A 20,933-nucleotide genomic window follows, 5' to 3' on the forward strand; every position below is an offset into this window, starting at 1 on the left:
CGAGCCGACGGCAGGGGATCAGCCCGTCATGTGAATGCGCCGCCGGCGGCCGTCTTCGACCGCTAAATCTTGCGCAGCTTCGGCAGCAGTCCGGCGACCGTTTCCAGCGTCTTCTCGGAACCGGCGTACCAGCCGCTCGCCCGCGGCCAGTGTGCGACGACATCGGTGAAACCGAGCTCCGCCGCACGCCCGGTCGCGTCGGTGAATGCGTCGGCGCTGCTCATCGATGACACCGGCGCCGAATCCAGGTTGAGATACCGGTTCACGGCGCCCGGGTCGCGGCCGGCCTCGGTCAGCGCCTCGTCGAAACGCCTCCGCAGCCGGGCCACGGACGCCCACCACGCCTCGGCGTCGGTCGCCTCGGCGTCACCGATGGTCACCCAGCCGTCGCCGTGCTTCGCCGCCAGCCGCAGGGAACGCGGGCCGTTGGCGGCCACGATCATCGGCGTACGCGGCTGCTGCACCGGGCCGGGCAGGTTCCGGGCGTCCACCGCGGTGTAGTAGTCACCCTGGAACGAGATGTGGTCCTCGCCCAGCAGCCGCCCGGTCAGCTCGAGGAACTCGGCGAACCGGTCGACCCGCTCGCGCGCGCTGAGCTCGGTGCCGCCGAGCACGCTGGTGTCGTGGCCGGTGCCGCCCGCGCCGACGCCGAGCAGCAGCCGGCCCTGCGAGATGTCGTCCAGGGCCAGCACCGAGCGGACGAACGGGACCGGGTGCCGGAAGTTCGGTGAGGCGACGTACGTGCCCAGCCTGATCCGCCGGGTGGCCATCGCCGCGGCGGTGAGGGTCGGCACGGCGTCGAACCACGGCCCGTCGACCAGGTCGCGCCAGCCGATGTGGTCGTAGGTCCAGGCGTGGTCGAAGCCGTACTCCTCGGCGCGCCGCCAGCGCCGGCCGGCGATCGACCAGCGTTCGTCGGGAAGGATCACGATGCCGATGCGCATCGGATCAACTTAGAGGGGCGGCTGGGCCGGGCTCGGAGCGGGAGCGGATCAGGCCGTGCGTAACCCCGCGTCCTTACTGCTCCGGGTGCGGACCGCGGCGGCGTCGAACGCGTCGAGAGCCCGCACCAGGTCGTTGCGTGACGAGGCCGTCATCCGTTCCAGCACCTCGGCCAGCGCCGCCTGCCGGGCCGCGCGCAGCTCGTCGAGCAGCCGCTTGGCGGCGGGTGTCAGCAACAGTCGCACCTCGCGCCGGTCCCGTGGGTCGGGCACCCGGCGGAGCAGCCCGGTGGCCTCCAGACGGTCGCACAGCCGGCTGGCCGAGGACGGCACCACGTCCAAGGCCTCGGCCAGGCGGCTCATGTTGGTCTCGGCGGACCGCGCGATGATCGTCAGCACGCGGAGCTGGGTGGGCGGTATCGCGGGAGTCTGTGCCATCCGCGCCGTGTCGAGCACGGACAGCAGCGACTCGACCGCCGACTCGACTGCCGCCGCGGCGGCGTCGGGCGCGTGATTCATGCCGATCCTTCGTGCTGCGTCGACGGGGGTTGCGCTGTCACTACCCTCTCGCGGGCCGGTCCAAGCCTCGCCCCGCCGATCAGCGCCGCCAGTCGAGGCACACGATGACTGCGTCGTCGGCCGGGTCCGTGCCCGCATGGTATTCACGCAGACTACGCATCACCGTACCGATCGCCTCGGTTGCGGGCTGCAGCCGAGTGCGGCGCAAGGCGCTCAGCAGCCCGGAGCCGCCGAACTCCGCGCGCCCGGACGGGGCCGCCGCGTGCACACCGTCGCTGACCACGAGCAGGCGGTCACCGGGCTCGAGGCTGAAATGCTGGGGCTCGTACCGGGAGTCGCCGAACATGCCGAGCGGCAGCTGCTGCTCGAGCTCGATCGGCCGGATCTCGCCGTCGCGGGCGACCATCGCCTTGGGCGACCCGGCGTCGACCGCCTCGACCCGGCCGCCGACCAGGTCGATCTCCAGCAGCAGGGTGGCCGCGTGCCCGTGGCCGCCGGCCCTGGACCAGATCGCGTCGGAAGCGAGCTCGGCCTGCTCGACCAGGTTGGCGCCGGAGCGGCGGGCGTTGCGCATGGCGTTGACCGCGGTGGTGGTGAGCAGCGCGGCGGCCAGCCCGTCGCCGAATCCGTTGAGCACGGTGACGGTGAGCCGGTCGCCGTCCAGCGACCAGTCGAAGTGGTCGCCGTGCACGTCGTACGCCGGCTCGAGCTGACCGGCGAGCAGGAAGCGGTCGTCGCCGAGGGAGGAACCGGGCAGCAGGTTCCACTGCAACTCGGCGGCCATGGTGAGGCGCTGGCGGCGCTGCACGCGGGCGTACCGGTCGGTGTCGCCGTTGGCGGCGCGCAGGGCGACGGCCAGCTCGTCGGCGATGCCCGCGAACGTCTCGGTCAGCCCGTTGCCGGCCGGCAGCGCGGTGTCGACCACCAGCACGCCGAGCCGCTCACCCCAGACCGTGATCGGCAGGTGCACCCGGTTGCTCCGGCCGACGCCGATGTCGGTGACCGGCCGCTGGCTGCCGAAGCAGCGCAGGGCGAGGGTGCCGGCCGCGGGTCCGTCCGGGTCGAGGACGGGCCACAGTCCGGTACGCGTGAGGTCGGACAGCAGCACCTCCACCCGGCCGGCGGCATGGTGCTGACGCAGTTGGTCCGCCACCAGCTCGGGCAGCCGGTCGGGAGGCGTGGCACGCAGCAGGACGCCGATCGGCGTGGGGCCTTCGGACACTGTGCGGACGCTCCTTCCGTGACTGAGCGGGACTGAAGTTGCTCTGCGGCACCATTTGCTATGGGGCAAGAATGATGGCACGCCAATGGGGCAGCCCACCGAGCGGGGGCTGGAGATCGCTCAGGCGAACGACTTCTCGAAGTGGATCAGACTGCCGTGCCGGGGCACCGAATGCAGACGCACGTTTTCGCTGAGCGCCCTGATCAGGTACAGCCCGCGGCCGTTCTCGTTCCGGTCGCCCGGCCTGCCGTCCTCGGCGGCGTCCGGATCGAAACCGGCGCCGTCGTCGAGCACCTCGATCGCGCAACGCCGATCGGTGACGTCCAGGTGGACCTCGAACTTCGCGGCGCCCTCGGCGTGCTTGACCACGTTGGCGCAGGCCTCGGTGAGGGCGATCTCCAGATCATCGCCGGACTCCCGGTCCACCCGGATGATCGACAGGGCGGCGCGCAGCAACCTTCGCACGGCGGGAACACTTCCCGCTTCGCGCGGCAGATCGAGCCGGACCGACATGCGCATGGTCAAGGAATGCCCTCTCGTGCCCGGGACTAATCACGGCCGTGCCCCAGGTCGCCCTCCCCGATTTCTGTTATCGGCCCTGAGCTGGACCGTCTCCCCCTCCTGAGTCATGATCTGATGCGCCACGGAGAGGTCAGCACATGCCGGAGCAACCCGACACCGCCACCGTCGTCGCCGCCCGCGCGGGCGATCCGGACGCGGTGGACCGGCTCGTCGCCGGATACCTGCCGCTCGTCTACACGATCGTCGGCCGGGCCCTGGACGGGCACGCCGACGTGGACGACGTCGTGCAGGACGTCATGCTGCGGGTGCTGCGCAACCTCGGCGACCTGCGCGACCCGGCCGCGTTCCGGTCCTGGCTGGTGGCGATCACGGTCCGGCAGGTACGCGAGCGATACCGGGCCCGCCGCGGCGCGCCGGACGTCCTGCTGCCGGACGACGTCCGCGACCCCGGCGCCGACTTCACCGACCTGGCGATCACCCAGCTGGAGCTGTCCGGGCAGCGCCGGGAGACCGCCGAGGCGACCCGCTGGCTGGACGAGGACAACCGCGAGCTGCTGTCGCTGTGGTGGCTGGAGGCCTCCGGCGAGCTCACCCGGGACGAGATCGTCGAGGCGACCGGGGTGACCCGGCAGCACGCCGCGGTCCGCGTCCAGCGGATGAAGGGCCAGCTGGAGACCGCCCGCGTGGTGGTGCGCGCCCTCGCCGCCGACCCGCTCTGCCCCGAGCTGCGCGTCGTGCTGACCGGCTGGGACGGCCACCCCACTCCGCTGTGGCGCAAGCGCATCGCCCGGCACACCCGGGACTGCCGGGAGTGCGCGCCAGCCTGGAACGGCCTGGTCGCGGCCGAGCGCCTGCTGGCCGGCATGGCCCTGATCCCGGCGCCCTTCGCGGTCAAGGGCGCCGCCCTGATCACCGGCGGCGCCCACGCGGGCGGGCACGCGGCGCTGGCGGGGAAGATCGCCTTCGGGATGAGCCGCCGGGTGCTCACCGCCGTGCTGTCCACCACGGCGGTCGCCGGTGGCGGCGCCGCGGTCGTGGTGCACAACCAGCACGATGAGCCACCGGCCGCTCGCGCCGCTGTGGTCGTACCCTCGAAGGCGCCTGCGCCCAAGATCAGCCTGCCGCCGCCGACCAAGGCCGTGCCGACGCCGAAGAAGACCAGCGCCAAGGCGAAGCCGGCGCCGGTCACGAAGGGGACCACGCCGAAGAAGGGCGCGGCGGTCTGGAAGTTCGACGGCTCCAAGGGCGCGCTCGCCGACGTCGGCGCGAGCTGGTACTACACCTGGGGCTCCAACAACAACGAGATCCCCGGGCCGGCCGGCGTCGAGTTCGTGCCGATAATCTGGGACGAGCGCAACGTCACCACGGGCACCCTGGCCGAGGCGAAGCGCGAGGGCGACGGCACGCTGCTCGGCTTCAACGAGCCGGACATGCAGGGCCAGGCCGACATGACCGTCGAGCAGGCACTGGCGAAGTGGCCCGAGCTGGAGAAGACCGGCATGCGGCTGGGCAGCCCGGCGGTCGCCTTCGGCGGCGACCAAGAGAACGGCTGGCTGGACCGCTTCATGGACGGCGCGAAGGCGAAGGGCCTGGACGTCGACTTCATCACGGTGCACTGGTACGGCTCGGACTTCAGCGACGCCGCGGTCGGGCAGTTCCTCGGGTACGTCGACGCGGTGCACAAGAAGTACGGCAAGCCGGTCTGGGTCACCGAGTACGGCCTGATCAACTTCGGCGGCAGCCCGAAATATCCGAACACCGGGCAGATCGTCGCGTTCATCAAGGGCAGCACGGCCGGCCTGGAGAAGCGTTCGTACGTCGAGCGGTACGCGTGGTTCGGCCTCCCGGCGGTCGGTGACAGCGTGGACTTCGGGTTGTACTCCGACAGCGATACACCCACCGAGGCGGGCAAGGCGTACCGCGCGGCGGGGTGATCTCCGCCTCAGAATCGCGCCTGTGGATGGACGGGCCGGGCGGTAACGGGCGGGGATAGGGTCGATTCATGATTCGGTTCGGCTACAAGGCCTCCGCGGAACAGTTCCCGCCCACCGAGCTGCTCGGCTACGGCGTCCGCGCCGAGGAGCTCGGCTTCGACTCGGTTTTCGTCAGCGACCACCTGCAGCCGTGGCGGCACGACGGCGGGCACGCTCCGGCGGCGCTGCCGTGGCTGGGTGCGCTCGCCGCGCGTACCGAGCGCGTCGCGATCGGCACCAGCGTGCTCACGCCGACGTTCCGCTACCACCCCGCCGTGGTCGCGCAGGCCTTCGCCACGCTCGGCTGCCTGGCGCCGGGCCGGGTGATCCTCGGGGTCGGCTCCGGCGAGTCGCTCAACGAGGTGCCGCTCGGCGCCGAGTGGCCGGACGGCAAGGAGCGCTTCGCCCGGCTCAAGGAAGCGGTCACGCTGATCAAGCAGCTCTGGGCCGAGGACCGGGTCGACTTCGAAGGTCAGTACTACCGCACCGACAAGGCGACGATCTACGACAAGCCGGAGACGCCGGTGCCGGTCTACATCGGTGCGTCCGGCCCGGCCGCCACCCGGCTCGCCGGCCGCATCTCCGACGGCTTCATCACCACCAGCGGCAAGGGCCACGAGCTCTACACCGACACGCTGCTGCCGGCGGTGCGCGAGGGCGCCGAAAAGGGTGGCAAGACGCTCGACGATCTCGACCTGATGATCGAGGTCAAGGTCTCCTTCGACCACGACCTGGAGGCGGCGCGGCAGGCCACGCACTACTGGGGCGCGCTGGCGCTGACCCCGGAGGAGAAGCACAGCGTCGAGGACCCGATCGAGATGCAGCGCCGCGCCGACGCCCTCTCGGTCGACCGCACGGTGACCCGCTGGATCGTCTCGACCGACCCCGAGGAGCACGCGGCCAAGGTCGCGGAATACCTGGACATGGGCTTCAAGCACCTGGTCTTCCACGCGCCGGGTCCCGACCAGGAGAAATTCCTCAAGCTCTACAGCGCCGAGGTGCTGCCCCGCCTGCGCGAGCGCGGCTGACCGTCGGAGGCCCGGCGCGCGGTCCGTCGCCGCCGGGCGCCGATCCGCGCGGCGATCGCGGCGCCGGCCTGGGCCGAGGACAAACCTTCCGGGGGTACGCGGAGCAGCAACTCACCGACCGGCACGGGTCCGATCCGGAGCAGCAGCCATGCCCGCGTGACCGAGCCGCCGGCGATGTCCGGCAGCGGGTCGCGCAGGTCCACGCCGAGCACCACGGTCGGCTCGGGGCGCTCGGTCGGCTCTGACCATTCGGGCGCGCGCTGCTCGGACGCTCCGGGGTCGTCGGGCGCGCGCTGCTCGATCGGCTCGGGGGTGGGCCGCTCGGGCGCCTTGGGGTGAACGGGCGTGCCCTGCTCGGGTGCGCGTTGGCCGGGCTGTTCTGGCGCGCGCTCGGTGGGCTGTTCGGGCGGGCGCTGACCGGGCTGCTCGGGTGCGCGCTGGGTGGGCTGTTCGGGTGCGCGCTGACCGGGCTGCTCGGGTGCGCGCTGGGTGGGCTGCTCGGGTGCGCGCCGGCGGGGGACGTGCGGGCGCCAGCCCGGCTCGCCGGGGAACGGCCGGTCGCCGCTGCGGCCCTGCTGCAGGGCGCGCGGCGCCGGAGGGGCGGCGTTCATCAGGCGGCTCATGAGCTCGCTCATCGGGTCCGGCGTTCGCCGGGGATCGCGCGCGGGCTCGCGGGACGTCCCGCGAAGGGCATGTTGTCGTCCGAGCCGGCGCGGGGAAGTCCCGGCGGCTGGTGATGGCCGCGGCGGTCGTAGGCGTGCGGGTCGGGCCGGCGCTGGTCGTGAGCGCGCGGCGGGTCGGGCTGGCGCTGGTCCTGGGGTTGCTGGTCCAGGCGCGGCAGCTGGTGGGGGCGCTGTTCGATGGCGCGGGGCGGCTCGTGGCTGCGCCGGTCGTCGGCGTCCAGGCGGCGGCGGCCACCGCCCACCTCGCGGGGCACCCCGTCCACGGGCAGGGCGCCGGTGTCGTAGATCTCGGTGCGGTGCACGCCGGTGTCGTACACGCCGGTGCGGTGCACGCCCGTGTCGTAGACGGCGCTGCTGCGCAAGGCGCCGTCCTGCACGCGGTGCACGCCGCTCTCGTAGACGCCGCTGCGGCGGTGAGCGCTGTTGGCGATCAGGTCCTCGGTGCGGTGCTGACCGACCGAGTCGGCCCAGTCGGGGCGCGGGCCGGGATACGGCCGCCGGGGCCGCGCCTCGGGCAGCGACGTCCCGTGCGGTGCGTCGGGCAGGGACGGCCGGTGCGGTGCGTCGGGCAGGGACCGCTGGGGCGGGGCCTCGGGCAGGGACCGCTGGGGCGGGGCCTCGGGCAGGGCGTGCCGGCCCGTGGTCCGTTCGGCCGCGGTTCGCGTGCTCCGGGCGTACCCCTGCTCGGTCTTGCTCCCGGTCCGGGAGACCCGCCGCTGCTCCGCCCGCAGGACCCGGCGCCCCCGCATGATCCGGGCGAAGGCCCGGCGCCGCCGCGCGCCGTGGATCCGCGGGTAGCGCACCACCGCGATCTCCACCACCCGCAGCCCGAGCGCCGCCATCCGCACCGCGATCATCGGGTTGATCTCCGGGCCGTCGCCCCACACGGTCTGGCCGCGGCGCAGGCCGGGCTGCTCCGGGGCGGGCAGGTCGAAGTCGTCCAGGGTGGCGCGCCAGAACGCGTGGTAGCCGGAGCCCACGTCGGTATAACGGGTGCCGAACGCCTTGTTCACCTGGCGGCGGAGGTGGTGGTCCCCGGCGATCTCCAGGCGGCCGGCCTCCAGATCGCCGCCGCGGCCCCGGAACCGGGAACCGTGCGCCGCGTCCGCGCCGCCGGACAGTGCCTGCACGAACCGGGGGATGTCGCTCGGATCGCAGGATCCGTCCGCGCTCATCAGGACCACGATGTCCCCCCGGCTCGCCGCGATGCCACAGGCCAGAGCGTTGCCCTTGCCGGAACGGGTCTGCCGGACCACATGTGTGCCCGCCCGGGTCTGCCGGGCCACGGCGACCGTGTCGTCGGACGAGCCGCCGTCGACCACGATCACCTCGTCCACCAGCGCGGGGAGGCCTTGCAGGACGTGCGAGATGTTGGCTGCTTCGTCCAGCGCCGGGAGGACCACGCTCACGGTGGGGCCGTCGCGCTGCGCACCGGGTGCGGGCGGCGAAGGAGGCATGGGCGGTGGCTCCTCGGCATGCGAACGGGATGCTTCTGCGTACGGATCAAGGTCAACCTAACAAGCCGCTACCCTCGGTCAACTCACCGAAACGGATGACCGTCTCCGTCAACCGGACCAGGTCTCCTAGCTGGGCATATTCACTTCCCGCACCGATAGGTCACCGACACGAAGAGTCACTTTCTACCGGACTTGGACGGGCAAGCCCGGGTAAACCGGACGCTCGTTCGTCCGGGATGTCCGTCGATCCGGGGATACTGTTCCGATATGAGACTTGGCCTCCACATCTCCAACTTCACCTGGCCCGAGGGCGCCCCGCGCCTGGGCCCCGTCCTCGCCGAGATCGCGACGGCCGCCGATGAGGCCGGCTTCGAGCGCATCAGCGTGATGGACCACCTGTGGCAGATCGCCGTCATCGGCCCGCCCGAGCACGAGATGCTCGAGGCGTACACCACGCTCGGTTTCCTCGCCGGACACACCAAGCGTGCCAAGCTGCTGACGCTGGTGACCGGCGTCGTCTACCGCGACCCGGGCCTGCTCGCCAAGGCGGTCACCACGCTCGACGTGCTCTCCGGCGGCCGGGCCATCCTCGGCATCGGCGCCGCCTGGAACGAGGACGAGTCCCGCGGCCTCGGACTGCTCTTCCCGCCGACCGCCGAGCGGTTCGAGCGCCTCGAGGAGGCGCTGCGGATCTGCCGGCAGATGTTCGCCGGTGACGAGACCCCGTTCGAGGGCAAGCACTACCGCCTCGGCCGGCTCCTCAACTCGCCGCTGCCGCTGAGCAGCCCGCGCCCGCCGATCCTGATCGGTGGCGGCGGGGAGAAGAAGACGCTGCGGCTGGTCGCCCAGTACGCCGACGCCTGCAACCTCTTCCCGGTGCCGGACATCGACCGCAAGCTCGACGTGCTGCGCCAGCACTGCGCCGACGTCGGCCGCGACTACGACGAGATCGAGAAGACCGTCATCTACAACTTCGACCTGGGGGAGAAGGGCGAGCGCGCCGGCGAGATCCTCGGCGAGATCCGCCGCTTCCACGATCTCGGCTTCGCGGTCGTGCACGGTGGCCTGCGCAACCCCTGGGACACCAAGCAGTTCGAGATCTTCCAGAAGGAGATCGTGCCCGCCGCCGAGGCGCTGTGAGCGTCGAGGCGGTCGTCTTCGACCTCGACGGGGTCATCATCGACTCCGAGGAGACCTGGGAGGAGGTGCGCCGCGGCTACGTCGCGGCGCACGGCGGCTCCTTCCTGCCGGACACGCAGACCCGGTTGATGGGGATGAGCACGCCCGAGTGGTCCCGCCACCTGGCCGAGGACTGCGGCGTCGGCCTGCCGCCGGAGCAGGTCGCCGACGAGGTGCTGGCGGCCATGGCGGAGCACTACCGGGAGCATCTGCCGCTGATCCCCGGTGCGGTGGACGCCGTCCGGCGGATCGCCGCGACCTATCCGGTCGGGCTGGCGAGTTCGTCGGCCCGGATCCTGATCGACAGCGTGCTGGCCTCCTCGGGGCTGGCGCCGGTGTTCCAGGTCGTGCTCTCCACCGAGGAGGTGCCGCGCGGCAAGCCGGCGCCGGACGTCTACCTGCTCGCCGCGTCGAAACTCGGCATTCCCGCCGAGAAGTGCGCGGCCGTCGAGGATTCCAGCAACGGGCTGCGCTCCGCGGCGGCGGCCGGGATGCGGGTCGTGTGCGTGCCGCACGGCGTCTACCCACCCGCCGAGGACGCGCTGGCTCAGGCGGCCCTGGTGGTGCCGTCGCTGGCCGAGCTGTCGGCGGACGCCCTGGCGGCGCTGTAGCCCGGCGGTGTCAGCTCGGGTGCCGCGGCCCTGCCCGCCGATCGTGGCGCCGGAGGCCGCGTCGCCCACCTGGGCGACGCGGCCCCGGGACTCTTCGGGCCGGACCGGATCCTGGACGGCCTGGATGTGTTTGTTACCAGCCGGAAATCCGCGGGTGTGAAGGATCTTCACGACGGGTAGACGCCCAGGCGACCCCCTGGAGGTGCTTGTGCCTGGTGATGTGCTTCTCGCAGCCGAAGGGCTTCGGCTGGACCTCGACATCTTCGACTATCTGATTCTGACGATCTACTTCGTCTTCGTGCTCGGGATCGGGTTCGCCGCCCGGCGGGCGATCAAGACCAGCGCGGACTTCTTCCTCTCCGGCAGATCGATGCCGGCCTGGGTCACCGGTCTCGCCTTCGTCTCCGCCAACCTGGGCGCCCTCGAGATCCTCGGCATGGCGGCCAACGGCGCGCAGTACGGGTTGCTGACACTGCACTACTACTGGATCGGCGCGGTCCCGGCGATGGTGTTCCTGGGGATCGTGATGATGCCGTTCTACTACGGCTCCAAGGTGCGCAGCGTCCCCGAGTTCCTGCGGCTGCGGTTCAACCGGCCGACCCACCTGTTCAACGCGATCAGCTTCGCGGTCGCCCAGGTGCTCATCGCGGGCGTCAACCTGTACGCGCTGGCGCTGATCCTGGACGCGTTGCTGGGGTGGCCGTTGTGGCTGTCGATCGTGCTCGGCGCGGCGATCGTGCTCACGTACATCAGCATCGGGGGTCTGAGCTCCGCGATCTACAACGAGGTGCTGCAGTTCTTCGTGATCCTGGCCGGCCTGATCCCGATCACCGTCATCGGTCTGAAGAAGGTGGGCGGCATCGGCGGGCTGTTCGACGCGGTGCGCAACGGCCCGCTCGGCGAGGCGGCGCTGCACACCTGGTCGAACACCGGATCGTCGGCGGACAACCCGCTGGGCGCCAACTGGATCGGCATCGTGTTCGGGCTCGGCTTCGTGCTGTCGTTCGGGTACTGGACGACGAACTTCGCCGAGGTGCAGCGTGCGCTGAGCGCCAAGGACATGAGCGCGGCCCGGCGTACGCCGATCATCGGCGCCTTCCCCAAGCTGCTCATCCCGGTCGTCACGGTGATCCCCGGCCTGATCGCGATCGTGACGGTCAAGGGGCTCGGCGCCGACTCGGGCGACCTGGTCTACAACAACGCCATCCCGCTGCTGATGAACGACCTGCTGCCCAACGGTGTGCTGGGCGTGGCGGTGACCGGTCTGGTGGCCTCGTTCATGGCCGGCATGGCCGCCAACGTGTCCGGGTTCAACACCGTCTTCACGTACGACATCTGGCAGTCGTACGTGCGCAAGGGGCGGTCGGACGAGTACTACCTGCGGATCGGGCGCTGGGCCACGGTCGGCGGCGTGATCGTCGGGATCGGCACCGCGTTCATCGCGGCCGGTTTCAGCAACATCATGAACTACATCCAGGCGCTGTTCTCGCTGTTCAACGCGCCGCTGTTCGCCACCTTCATCGTGGGCATGTTCTGGAAGCGGATGTCGGCGTGGGCGGGCTTCTGGTCGCTGCTGCTCGGCACGCTCTCGTCGCTCACGCTGTACCTGCTCTACCTGGCCGACGTGGTGCCGTTCAACTCCGACCTGGAGGAGAGCTTCTACGGGGCGGGCCTGGCCTTCGGCACGGCGGTGGTGGTGGCCGTCGTGGTCACCCTGTTCACCCAGCCCAGGCCGGAGAACGAGCTGCGCGGCCTGGTGTACGGCCTGGGCGGCTCGGACACCTCCGGCGCCGCGGTGCTGGCCGCCGACAAGGTCTGGTGGCGCAACCCGGTGCTGCTCGGCGTGATCGCCGTCGGGCTGGCCGTCGTCCTCTACATCCCGGTCTGGTAAGGAGCATCTGATGGCCGACGAGAACAAGGTCGCCAAGCTGTTCGACGTACGGCGGGTGATCGGTCTGTTGTTCGTGGTGTACGGCGTGATCGTCACCTTGCTGGGCGTCTTCGACAACGAGGAGGAGATCGCCAAGGCGCAGGACATCCGCATCAACGTATGGATGGGTCTGGCGATGCTCGCCCTCGGCCTGTTCTTCCTGGCCTGGCAGTGGCTCCGCCCACCGGTGGCCCCGACGCCCGAGGACCTGCCCGATCCGGGCGATCGGCCCCCCGCCGATTGATCCGTTTGAGGGAGGGATCGGTGCGACCCGGGTGCAGTCGGGTTGCACCGATCCCTCGAATGTTCCGGTCCGGCTCCGGGCTTCCGATACTCGTGAGCATGGAACCCCTCGCCTCCGTCAGCTTCGTCACGACCGGCGGCCCTCGTACGGCCGGCTGGCAGCAGCAGCTTCGCGTCGACTATGTCGTCAACAAGGTCATGCAGACCCATCGCGGCCAGTCCGAGGATGTGGTCAAGCAGGCAATCCAGGATCAGCTCCGATCGTTCGGCGTGGTGCCGAACGGCCGGCAGGTCTCCCAGTACGCGACGGTGATCTCGCAGCTGCCGCTGCTTCCGCCGGCCGACTAGGACACGCCCTCGCCTGCGGTTCCCGGCCTGGTCGGCTGGTCAGCTCGTCCCGGCCGGGAATCGCAGGATTCGATCGTCACCGTCCCGGACGTTCTCGTCCCGGTCGGTGTTCGACGTGGTCAGCCACAGGGCACCGTCGGGTGCCACGGCGACCGTGCGGAGCCGGCCCCACTTCCCGGTGAAGTACGCCCGTGGCTCGCCGCCGCCCAGCGGCACGGTCCACAGCCGTTGCCCGCGCAGCGCCGCCACGTACAGGGTGTCGCCGGCGATCGCCGCGCCGGACGGTGACGCGTCCGACGTGGCCCAGGTGACCAGCGGCTCGGTGAAGCGGCTGTCGCCGTCCTCGTCGCCCTCGACCTCGGGCCAGCCGTAGTTCTCGCCCTTCTCGATCTTGTTGACCTCGTCGAGGCGGTTCTGGCCGAACTCGGTGGCGTACATCGTCCCGTCGGCGGTCCAGGCCAGGCCCTGCACGTTGCGGTGGCCGGAGGTCCAGATCGGCGAGCCCGCCTCGGGGTTGCCCGGCGCCGGCTTCCCCTCGGGCGTGAGCCGGAGGATCTTCCCGTTGTTGCTCCCGGCGTCCTGCGAGCGCGGGGGCTCGGCGGCGTCGCCGGTGCCGACGTAGAGCATCCCGTCCGGGCCGAACGCGATCCGGCCGCCGTTGTGGTTCCCGGCCTTGGCGAGCCCGGAGAAGATCACCTCGGGCTTGGCGTCGCTGCCCAGTTTGAACCGGATGATCCGGTTGTCGTCGTCGGCCGTGATGTACGCGTAGACCCAGTCCCCGGCCAGGGCGAGGCCGAGCAGGCCGCCCTCACCGGCCGCGTCGACACCCGGCACCCGGTAGGCCTCGCGGGCCGGGGAACCGGGCTTGACCTGCATGATCGTCGCCTTCTCCCGCTGGGCGATCAGCGCGCTGCCGTCCGGCAGGAAGGCGAGTCCCCACGGCACGTCGATGTCGGTCGCGACGGTCTCCGGGGTGGCGCTCAGGTCGGGCGCGCCGGCCGGGGCGGGGGGCGCTGACGACGGCGCCGGGGCGGGGGAGAAGCTCGGCGCAAGTGGCTGCGCGGCGGGGCTCGAATCGTCCGAACATGCCGTGAGCAGCACCGCGCCGGCCAGCGCACATGCCAGATTCCGGGAACGGGTCATGCCTACAACCGTGCCACGCTATCTTCGGAATCAACCGGGGACCACGCTCCGTTATGTGATCTTGACCGATCCAACCGGATGAATGATTGACACCGCCTCCCACCTGCCGGAAGGGTCCACTCACGACCTTCCCACCCATCGGAGGCCATCCATCATGAGATCCAGACGCTGGCTCACCGCCGGCGCGGCCGTGCTCCTGGGCGCCGTCACGGCGATCACCCAGGCACCGGCCGCGATCGCGGCGCCGGCTCCCACTGCCGACCCCCTCGGGGTCTACGTCGGCACTTTGGACGCCACCCAGCTGGAGAAGCTGCGGGCTGCCGGCATCGACAGCCACGAGAGCGCGCTCGCACCCCCGGCCGGCGGTAAGGTCGCCGTGCAGACGATCCTCGGCGCCTCCCAGGCAGCACAGTTGATCGCTGACGGCGTACCCCTGAAGGCCAAGGCCTCGACCACCGCCATGCGCAAGCAGGCCGCGGCCGCGCCCACCGTCTTCCGCCCCTACAACACGCCCGGCGGCCTGCGCGACGAGCTCGCCGCGACCGCGGCGCGGTTCCCGAAGATCGCCAAGCTGGTCACCATCGGCACCAGCCTGCGCGGCACCCCGATCCAGGCGATCAAGCTGACCAAGGGTGCCCGGAACGTGCCGGACGGCGCCCGGCCGTCGGTGCTCTACGCCGGCGCCCAGCACGCTCGGGAGTGGATCACGCCGGAGATGAACCGCCGGCTGATGCACCACCTCGTCAACGGCTACGGCACCGACCAGACGATCACGCGGGTGCTGGACACCACCGAGGTGTGGATCCTGCCGGTGGCGAACGTGGACGGCTACGACTTCACCTTCACCGAGGGCAACCGCCTGTGGCGCAAGAACCTCCGGGACAACAACGGCGACGGCCAGATCACCTCGGGTGACGGCGTCGACCTGAACCGGAACTTCGCGGAGAAGTGGGGCTACGACAACGAGGGTTCCGCGGAGGACCCGGCCGACGAGACGTACCGCGGCACCGGCCCGAACTCCGAGCCGGAGACCAAGGCGCTCAACAGCCTGTTCCAGAAGGTCGGCTTCGAGTTCTTCGTGAACTACCACTCGGCCGCCGAGCTGCTGCTCTACGGCATCGGGTGGCAGGTCGACACGATCAGCCCGGACGACCAGATCAGCATCGCGATGGCCGGTGACGACGCGCACCCGGCGATCGCCGGCTACGACCCGGACATCTCCGCCGAGCTCTACACCACCAACGGCGACACCGACACGCACGCGCAGGTCCGGTTCGGCACGATCGGCTTCACCCCGGAGATGACCACCTGTGAGACCGCGTCGGCGATCGACCCGGACGACCAGTGGAACCCGGACGACTGCCAGAGCGGCTTCAACTTCCCGGACGACGAGGGCCTGATCCAGGCCGAGTTCGAGAAGAACATCCCGTTCGCGCTGTCGATCGCGCAGTCGGCCAAGGACCCGGCGAACCCGGTCTCCGTGGTCGGGCGTACCGCGCCGGACCTGGAGGCCGACACGTTCGACTACTCCTACGGCACCACCCAGACCGTGTCCGTGACCGCCGAGCGCGCGCTCAAGGACAAGGTCCTGCACTACCGGATCAACAACGGCGCCGAGCGTACGGCGGCCGTGCGCCGCTGGGACGGTGGCGAGCGGTACGGCGAGACCCACAACAAGTACTTCGCCGAGTTCCGCGGCACCGTCCGCGGGCAGAAGCCGGGCGACAAGGTGACCGTCTGGTTCACCGCGACCGGCGGGCAGCCGAGCACGCCGTTCACCTACACGGTCTCCACCGACGTCGGCGGTGACGTGCTGGTGCTCGCCGCCGAGGACGTCACCGGCATCTCGCCGGCGAACGCCGACGGCGCCACCTCGTCCCGGTACGCCGACGAGCACGTCGCCGCGATCGAGGCGGCCGGGCTCAAGGCGGACGTCTACGACATGGACACCCACGGCCGGAAGGCGCCGCACCCGCTCGGTGTGCTGTCCCACTACAAGGCCGTCGTCTGGGAGACCGGCGACGACACCATCCCGCGGGCGCCGGGGCAGGGCTCCGGCACCGCCTCGCGCAACGCCTGGCAGACCGAGCTCGCCGTCCGGGACTACCTGAACGAGGGCGGCAAGCTGGTCTACGGCGGCAAGTACGCCGGCTACGCCAACGCCGCCAACGGGCAGTACGTCTACCAGCCCAACCCCGGCGCGGAGTGCCCGGCCAGCACGGACGCCACCTGTCTGCCGCTGTTCAACGACTTCCAGCAGTACTGGCTGGGCGCGTACTCGTACGTCGACAACGGCGGCAGCACCGCCGCCGGGCCGCGCCCGCTGGCGGGCAACGCCGGCAAGTTCGACGGGTTCTCCGCGGCCCTGAACGCACCCGGGTCGGCGGGCAACCAGAACCACACCGGCTCGTTCCTGACCACGTCCACCGTTCTGCCGGTCGCCGAGTTCCCGCAGTTCGCCAGCCAGGGGCCGGTGGACTGGAACCTCGGCCGGGCGCCGTACGAGCCCTACGACGGTGGCTGGTACCTCTGGAGCGGGCAGGCCGACGAGAGTTACAAGCGGCTCACCCGCACCGTGGACCTGGGCTCGGCGACCTCCGGGGCGCTGAAGTTCAACGTGTCGCACGACACCGAGGCGGACTGGGACTACCTGTTCGTGGAGGCGCACACGGTCGGCCAGGACGACTGGACCACGCTGCCGGAGACCGGCGGCCACACCCAGACCGGCACCGGCGACAGCTGCGAGTCGGGCATCCAGGAACTGCACCCGTTCCTCACCCACTACCAGGGTGCGGACTGCTCGGCGACCGGCACCACGGGCACGTGGAACGCGGCGACGGGCAACAGCGGCGGATGGCAGGAGTACGGCTTCGACCTGTCCGCGTACGCGGGCAAGCAGGTCGAGGTGTCGATCAGCTACGTGTCCGACTGGGGCAGCCAGGGTCTGGGCGTCTTCCTGGACAACGTGCGGGTCGAGACGAACGGCGCCGTCACCGCGCAGACGTCGTTCGAGACCGACCTGGGCGGCTGGGCGGTCCCCGCACCGCCCGCGGGCTCCGGCCCGAACGCCAACACCTGGAGCCGTAGCCAGAACGCCTTCGGCGACTCGTTCGACCAGGGCGCGGTGACCACCACGAAGGACTCGGTCTTCACCGGGTTCGGCCTGGAGGGTCTGGCGCCGGCGGCACGCGCCGACTTCGTGAAGCGCGCGTTCCGCCACCTCGGGGTGAAGTAGCCCCGTTTTCTACCGATCCCGCACGGGATCATGACGCAGGATGGGCCGGGTGCGAAACACCCGGCCCATTCTCGTGGTCCTGCTCCTCGTGCTCGGCCTCCCCTTGATCGGCCTGCCCGTCGCACCGGCGCTCGCGTCCTCCGAGAAGCTCGATTGGCAACCGTGCGCGGACGACGGCACCGCCCAGTGCGCGACCCTGCGGGTGCCGATCAGGACCGGAGATGACGGGTACGGGGAGAAGCTGCCGATCGCCGTGGCCCGGAGGACGGCCGCCCGCCCCGCCCTGCGGATCGGGACGCTGATCGTCAACCCGGGTGGCCCCGGCAGCAGCGGCGTGGACATGGTGCTCGGCGCGGCCGGCTTCTTCAGCCCCGCGCTGCGGGCCCGGTTCGACATCGTCAGCTTCGACCCGCGCGGCGTCGGGCGCAGCACCCCGGTGGTGTGTGCCCGGTCCCTGCTCGACGCCGGCCCGTCGCCGATCGTGCGGAGCAAGGCCGCGTACACGGAGCTCGTCGCCCATCACCGCGAGCTGACCAGGGACTGTGCCAAGCGCAGCGGCCCGGTCTACCGGCACGCCGACTCGCTCAGCGTGGCCGGCGACATGGAACTGCTGCGCCGGGCGCTGGGGGAGAAGCAGATCAGTTTCTACGGCGCCTCGTACGGCACCCTGCTCGGCGCGCAGTACGCCGAGCGCTACCCGGGCCGGGTGCGTGCCCTGGTGCTGGACAGCGTCATCGACCACAGCGTCGGCACCAAGGAGTTCCTGGCCGACGGGACGGCCGCCGTGCAGGACTCCTTCGAGCAGTTCGTCAGCTGGTGCGCGCGGTACAAAGCCTGCGTCCTGCACGGCCGGAACGTCCGTGCGATGTGGTCGGCGCTGCTGGTCCGTGCTGCCGCCGGCACGGTCGTCGACCCGTACCGCCCCGCCTTCCGGCCGACCGTCTTCGACCTGCTGGACATCGCGCTGGGCTCGTTCTACGGCCCGCAGTGGGACGCGCTGGCCTACTACATCGACGAGGCCTCGGCGCCCACGCCGGCCGCTCGCCGGGCCGCCGAAGACGAGGAGAGATACAGCTTCCCGGCCATCTTCTGCTCCGACTTCTCCTTCCCGCGGGTCGGGTACGCCTCCTACGCCCGCCGCCTGGCCGACCTGCGAGCCACCGCCCCGGCCATGCCGGTCTCCCCGCTCGCCCTGTCGGCGGTGGCCGCCTGCCTCGGGGCGACCGGCCCGGCGGCCAACCCGCAGCGGGAATTCCGGCCGGCCACGGTGCCCACCCTGCTGGTCGGCTCCTACCACGACCCGGCCACCCCGTACGTCTGGTCGCAGCGCGCCGCCGCCCAGCTCGGCTCCTCCGCCTCGCTGCTCACCTATGTCGGGTGGGGACACGTCTCGTACGGCCGGACCGCCTGCGTCACCGGTCATGTCGACCGCTACCTGGTCAACCTCATCAAACCCGCCGCCGGGGCACGCTGCCCGGGCGTTCTCCCGGCGGCCGCCGGCGTGGGCTGACTCCCCTCCGGTTGTGCGACCGGCCGAACACGGGTAGGCAGAGACCCTGACCCTCATCGATTCGTGGAGGCAATGATGCCGTTGCGACGTGCCACGGCGGTAACCGCCGTCGCCGCCCTCGGGCTTGTCACGCTAGTTCCCGGTGCGCCCGCCCAGGCCGCCGACACCTACGGCCCGACCGCCCGCGGCTACGGCGGCGCGGTCGCCACTGTCGACCCGACCGCCACCGCGGTCGGCATCGAGGTGCTCCGCCGCGGCGGCAACGCGGTCGACGCCGCGATCGCCGCGGCCGCCACCCTCGGCGTGACCGAGCCGTTCTCGGCCGGCATCGGCGGCGGCGGGTTCTTCGTCTACTACGACGCGCGTACGCGCAAGGTGCAGACCATCGACGGCCGCGAGTCCGGGCCCGCGTCGATGACGAAGGACTGGTTCATCGACCCGGCCGACTCTCAGCCGTACGACTTCCCGGAGGCCCGGGTCAGCGGCCTGTCCGTCGGCACGCCCGGCACGCTCGCCACCTGGGAGTCGGCCGCCCGCAAGTGGGGCACGAAGTCGCTCGGCAGCCTGCTGCAGCCGGCCGCCCGGGTCGCCGAGAACGGCTTCCCGGTGGACCCCACGTTCCGTCAGCAGGTGACCGACAACGCCGCCGTGTTCGGCCAGTTCGAGTCCTCCAGCGACATCTACCTGCCCGGCGGCGTGCCGCCCGCGGTCGGCTCGACGCAGCGCAACCCCGACCTGGCGGCCACCTACCGGCTGATCGCCCGGCAGGGCACCGGCGTCTTCTACCGGGGCGCCGTCGCCCGGGACATCGTGCGCACCGTGCAGGACCCGCCGGTCGCCGACGACCCGATCGGCGAGTGGGCGTACCCGATCCGCGGCGCGAACATGCGCCTGTCCGACCTGGCGAACTACCGGCTGCGCACCCCGGCGCCGACCAGATCCGGCTACCGCGGGCTCACCGTCTACGGCATGTCGACGCCGTCCAGCGGCGGCACCGCGGTCGGCGAGGCGCTGAACATCATCGAGCGCACCGACCTGTCGTCGGCGTCCCGCGTCCAGGCCCTGCACCAGTACCTCGAGGCGAGCGCACTGTCCTTCGCGGACCGTAACCGCTACGTCGGGGCGTACACGCCGCAGTGGAAGTTGGATCGGCTCATCTCGGACGGCTGGGCGCGGCAGCGGGCCTGCCAGATCGACCCGGCGCACGCGCTGACCAAGCCGGTCCCGCCCGGCGACATCACCGCCTCGGGATGCACGCCCGCGCCCGTCGGCGGCCCGGTCGAGGAAGGTCAGAGCACGACCAACCTGACCGTGTCCGACAAGTGGGGCAACGTCGTCGAGTACACGCTCACCATCGAGCAGACCGGTGGCAGCGGCATCGTCGTGCCCGGCCGCGGGTTCCTGCTCAACAACGAGCTGACGGACTTCAACTTCACGGGTACGCAGGGAGACGCGCCGGACCCCAACCTGCCCGGCCCCGGCAAGCGCCCGCGTAGCTCGATGTCCCCCACGATCGTGCTGAAGGACGGGAAGCCGTTCCTGGCCCTCGGCTCGCCCGGCGGCGCGACCATCATCACGACGGTCCTTCAGGTCCTGGTCAACCGCATCGACCTCGGCATGACCCTGCCGCAGGCGATGGCCGCCCCGCGCGCCTCCCAGCGCAACAGCGCCGGCATCCAGGCCGAACCGGCGTTCCACACCCAGTACGGTCCCGAACTGGAGGCGCTCGGCCACACCTTCGGCCCGGACGTGCCGGAGCTCGGCGCGGCGACCGCGATCGAGTTCGGCCGCAACGGCCGGGTGATCGCCTCGTCCGAACCGGCCCGCCGGGGCAGCGGCGCCGCGGCCGTGGAGTTCCCGAACTGATCCGGCCGGGTGGGGCCGGGCCCGCTGGGTCCGGCCCCACCGGCTCGTCTCCCGACATCGTGGCCGCCGGCACCGCGGCACCGCCCACGACGACGACCGCTTTCAACCCTGTGGCGGTGCTACGGCCTCGAGGACGCGGTGGCGGAGGAGGTCGTACTGGGCGCGGCAGCGGCGGATCGGGGCGTCCGGCGGCCGGTGCCGCACCTCGCCGCCGGTGACCGTCTCGCCGGGGTGGAACTGGTCGGCGGTCAGGTCGACCTCGGCGCCGCCGGGGAGACGGTTCCAGTAGTGGTAGCCGACCCTGGCGCCGCCGGCGTGCACCTCGCCCAGGATGAGGTCGCCGCCCAGCAGGTCCTGCACCACCAGGGAGGTCACCCCACACTGGCCGCGCGACGGGTTGCCGGGATGCCAGTCGGGGAGGTCGTGCGGGTCGCAGGTGTCGGCGCCCCAGGCGGCGCGCAGGATCGGCCGCAACGTCTCGATGTCCATGCCGGCGACAGTGGTGCCTCGAGCAGGTCGAGGG

18 protein-coding genes are annotated in these 20,933 nt (G+C 71.5%); 10 read left to right on the forward strand and 8 right to left on the reverse strand.

What is annotated here, in order from left to right:
- Nucleotides 1–62 precede the first annotated feature (62 nt).
- From QSK31_RS15480 to QSK31_RS15495, 4 genes are all read right to left on the reverse strand, one after another.
- Nucleotides 63–944 carry an LLM class flavin-dependent oxidoreductase gene (locus QSK31_RS15480; RefSeq protein ID WP_285684582.1) on the reverse strand — a complete coding sequence of 294 codons (882 nt, stop codon included), beginning with the start codon at nt 942–944 and terminating at the stop codon, nt 63–65.
- Nucleotides 945–992: 48 nt separating this feature from the next.
- A complete protein-coding gene (locus QSK31_RS15485) occupies nt 993–1,460 on the reverse strand; it encodes a MarR family winged helix-turn-helix transcriptional regulator (protein WP_285684583.1) in 468 nt (155 codons plus the stop codon).
- Nucleotides 1,461–1,539: 79 nt separating this feature from the next.
- Nucleotides 1,540–2,682: a PP2C family protein-serine/threonine phosphatase gene (locus QSK31_RS15490; protein ID WP_285684585.1), complete on the reverse strand. Its 1,143-nt coding sequence runs from the start codon at nt 2,680–2,682 to the stop codon at nt 1,540–1,542.
- 120 nt (nt 2,683–2,802) lie between these two features.
- Entirely contained in the window at nt 2,803–3,201 is a 399-nt protein-coding gene (locus tag QSK31_RS15495) for an ATP-binding protein (RefSeq protein ID WP_285684586.1), read from the reverse strand.
- 140 nt (nt 3,202–3,341) lie between these two features.
- Between QSK31_RS15495 and QSK31_RS15500 the strand changes: the two genes are divergently transcribed.
- A complete protein-coding gene (locus QSK31_RS15500; RefSeq protein ID WP_285684587.1) occupies nt 3,342–5,138 on the forward strand; it encodes a sigma-70 family RNA polymerase sigma factor in 1,797 nt (598 codons plus the stop codon).
- Between the two features lie 68 nt (nt 5,139–5,206).
- Nucleotides 5,207–6,205: a glucose-6-phosphate dehydrogenase (coenzyme-F420) gene (fgd, locus tag QSK31_RS15505; RefSeq protein WP_285684588.1), complete on the forward strand. Its 999-nt coding sequence runs from the start codon at nt 5,207–5,209 to the stop codon at nt 6,203–6,205.
- Here the strand turns inward: fgd and QSK31_RS15510 are convergent.
- A complete protein-coding gene (locus QSK31_RS15510; protein ID WP_285684589.1) occupies nt 6,163–6,828 on the reverse strand; it encodes a hypothetical protein in 666 nt (221 codons plus the stop codon). The genes fgd and QSK31_RS15510 overlap by 43 nt on opposite strands.
- 8 nt (nt 6,829–6,836) lie before the next feature.
- Nucleotides 6,837–8,345, reverse strand: a complete 1,509-nt coding sequence (locus QSK31_RS15515) for a glycosyltransferase family 2 protein (RefSeq protein WP_285684590.1) — start codon at nt 8,343–8,345, stop codon at nt 6,837–6,839.
- A gap of 267 nt (nt 8,346–8,612) precedes the next feature.
- Between QSK31_RS15515 and QSK31_RS15520 the strand changes: the two genes are divergently transcribed.
- The 5 genes from QSK31_RS15520 to QSK31_RS15540 all read left to right on the forward strand — a co-directional run bounded on the left by QSK31_RS15520 (nt 8,613) and on the right by QSK31_RS15540 (nt 12,656).
- Complete coding sequence (locus tag QSK31_RS15520) at nt 8,613–9,485, forward strand: LLM class F420-dependent oxidoreductase (protein ID WP_285684591.1); 873 nt, start codon at nt 8,613–8,615, stop codon at nt 9,483–9,485.
- Nucleotides 9,482–10,135, forward strand: coding sequence for an HAD family hydrolase (locus QSK31_RS15525; RefSeq protein ID WP_285684592.1), 654 nt, complete (start codon nt 9,482–9,484; stop codon nt 10,133–10,135). Before QSK31_RS15520 ends, QSK31_RS15525 begins: the two co-directional genes overlap by 4 nt.
- A gap of 220 nt (nt 10,136–10,355) precedes the next feature.
- The gene (locus QSK31_RS15530; protein ID WP_285684593.1) at nt 10,356–12,026 is read left to right on the forward strand and encodes a sodium:solute symporter family protein; all 1,671 of its coding nucleotides are present in this window, start codon (nt 10,356–10,358) and stop codon (nt 12,024–12,026) included.
- Nucleotides 12,027–12,036: 10 nt separating this feature from the next.
- The gene (locus tag QSK31_RS15535; protein ID WP_285684594.1) at nt 12,037–12,309 is read left to right on the forward strand and encodes a hypothetical protein; all 273 of its coding nucleotides are present in this window, start codon (nt 12,037–12,039) and stop codon (nt 12,307–12,309) included.
- A 98-nt stretch (nt 12,310–12,407) separates the two neighbouring features.
- On the forward strand, nt 12,408–12,656 hold the full coding sequence (locus QSK31_RS15540) for a hypothetical protein (RefSeq protein WP_285684595.1): 249 nt from the start codon (nt 12,408–12,410) through the stop codon (nt 12,654–12,656).
- Nucleotides 12,657–12,695: 39 nt separating this feature from the next.
- Here QSK31_RS15540 and QSK31_RS15545 read toward each other — a convergent pair whose 3' ends face one another.
- Nucleotides 12,696–13,799 (reverse strand): PQQ-dependent sugar dehydrogenase, encoded by a 1,104-nt coding sequence (locus QSK31_RS15545; protein ID WP_285684596.1) that lies wholly within the window; start codon nt 13,797–13,799, stop codon nt 12,696–12,698.
- 154 nt (nt 13,800–13,953) lie between these two features.
- On the opposite strand from QSK31_RS15545, the gene QSK31_RS15550 reads away from it, so the two are divergent.
- From QSK31_RS15550 to ggt, 3 genes are all read left to right on the forward strand, one after another.
- Nucleotides 13,954–17,034, forward strand: a complete 3,081-nt coding sequence (locus tag QSK31_RS15550; RefSeq protein WP_285684597.1) for a M14 family metallopeptidase — start codon at nt 13,954–13,956, stop codon at nt 17,032–17,034.
- A 49-nt stretch (nt 17,035–17,083) separates the two neighbouring features.
- The gene (locus QSK31_RS15555; protein ID WP_285684598.1) at nt 17,084–18,544 is read left to right on the forward strand and encodes an alpha/beta fold hydrolase; all 1,461 of its coding nucleotides are present in this window, start codon (nt 17,084–17,086) and stop codon (nt 18,542–18,544) included.
- Between the two features lie 75 nt (nt 18,545–18,619).
- Complete coding sequence (gene ggt, locus QSK31_RS15560) at nt 18,620–20,410, forward strand: gamma-glutamyltransferase (RefSeq protein ID WP_285684599.1); 1,791 nt, start codon at nt 18,620–18,622, stop codon at nt 20,408–20,410.
- A 102-nt stretch (nt 20,411–20,512) separates the two neighbouring features.
- Here ggt and QSK31_RS15565 read toward each other — a convergent pair whose 3' ends face one another.
- Entirely contained in the window at nt 20,513–20,899 is a 387-nt protein-coding gene (locus QSK31_RS15565; RefSeq protein WP_285684600.1) for a YunG family protein, read from the reverse strand.
- Nucleotides 20,900–20,933 lie beyond the last annotated feature (34 nt).

The organism is Actinoplanes sp. NBRC 103695, from assembly GCF_030269485.1.
GTDB lineage: Bacteria > Actinomycetota > Actinomycetes > Mycobacteriales > Micromonosporaceae > Actinoplanes.

Bases quoted from the DNA above. Each gene is read 5' to 3' on its own strand.
- QSK31_RS15480 (WP_285684582.1), bottom strand. From the start codon at position 944: ATGCGCATCGGCATCGTGATCCTTCCCGACGAACGCTGGTCGATCGCC.
- QSK31_RS15500 (WP_285684587.1), top strand. From the start codon at position 3,342: ATGCCGGAGCAACCCGACACCGCCACCGTCGTCGCCGCCCGCGCGGGC.
- QSK31_RS15520 (WP_285684591.1), top strand. From the start codon at position 8,613: ATGAGACTTGGCCTCCACATCTCCAACTTCACCTGGCCCGAGGGCGCC.
- fgd (WP_285684588.1), top strand. From the start codon at position 5,207: ATGATTCGGTTCGGCTACAAGGCCTCCGCGGAACAGTTCCCGCCCACC.
- QSK31_RS15535 (WP_285684594.1), top strand. From the start codon at position 12,037: ATGGCCGACGAGAACAAGGTCGCCAAGCTGTTCGACGTACGGCGGGTG.
- QSK31_RS15545 (WP_285684596.1), bottom strand. From the start codon at position 13,799: ATGACCCGTTCCCGGAATCTGGCATGTGCGCTGGCCGGCGCGGTGCTG.
- QSK31_RS15515 (WP_285684590.1), bottom strand. From the start codon at position 8,345: ATGCCTCCTTCGCCGCCCGCACCCGGTGCGCAGCGCGACGGCCCCACC.
- QSK31_RS15510 (WP_285684589.1), bottom strand. From the start codon at position 6,828: ATGAGCCGCCTGATGAACGCCGCCCCTCCGGCGCCGCGCGCCCTGCAG.
- QSK31_RS15550 (WP_285684597.1), top strand. From the start codon at position 13,954: ATGAGATCCAGACGCTGGCTCACCGCCGGCGCGGCCGTGCTCCTGGGC.
- QSK31_RS15540 (WP_285684595.1), top strand. From the start codon at position 12,408: ATGGAACCCCTCGCCTCCGTCAGCTTCGTCACGACCGGCGGCCCTCGT.
- QSK31_RS15485 (WP_285684583.1), bottom strand. From the start codon at position 1,460: ATGAATCACGCGCCCGACGCCGCCGCGGCGGCAGTCGAGTCGGCGGTC.
- QSK31_RS15495 (WP_285684586.1), bottom strand. From the start codon at position 3,201: ATGCGCATGTCGGTCCGGCTCGATCTGCCGCGCGAAGCGGGAAGTGTT.
- QSK31_RS15565 (WP_285684600.1), bottom strand. From the start codon at position 20,899: ATGGACATCGAGACGTTGCGGCCGATCCTGCGCGCCGCCTGGGGCGCC.
- ggt (WP_285684599.1), top strand. From the start codon at position 18,620: ATGCCGTTGCGACGTGCCACGGCGGTAACCGCCGTCGCCGCCCTCGGG.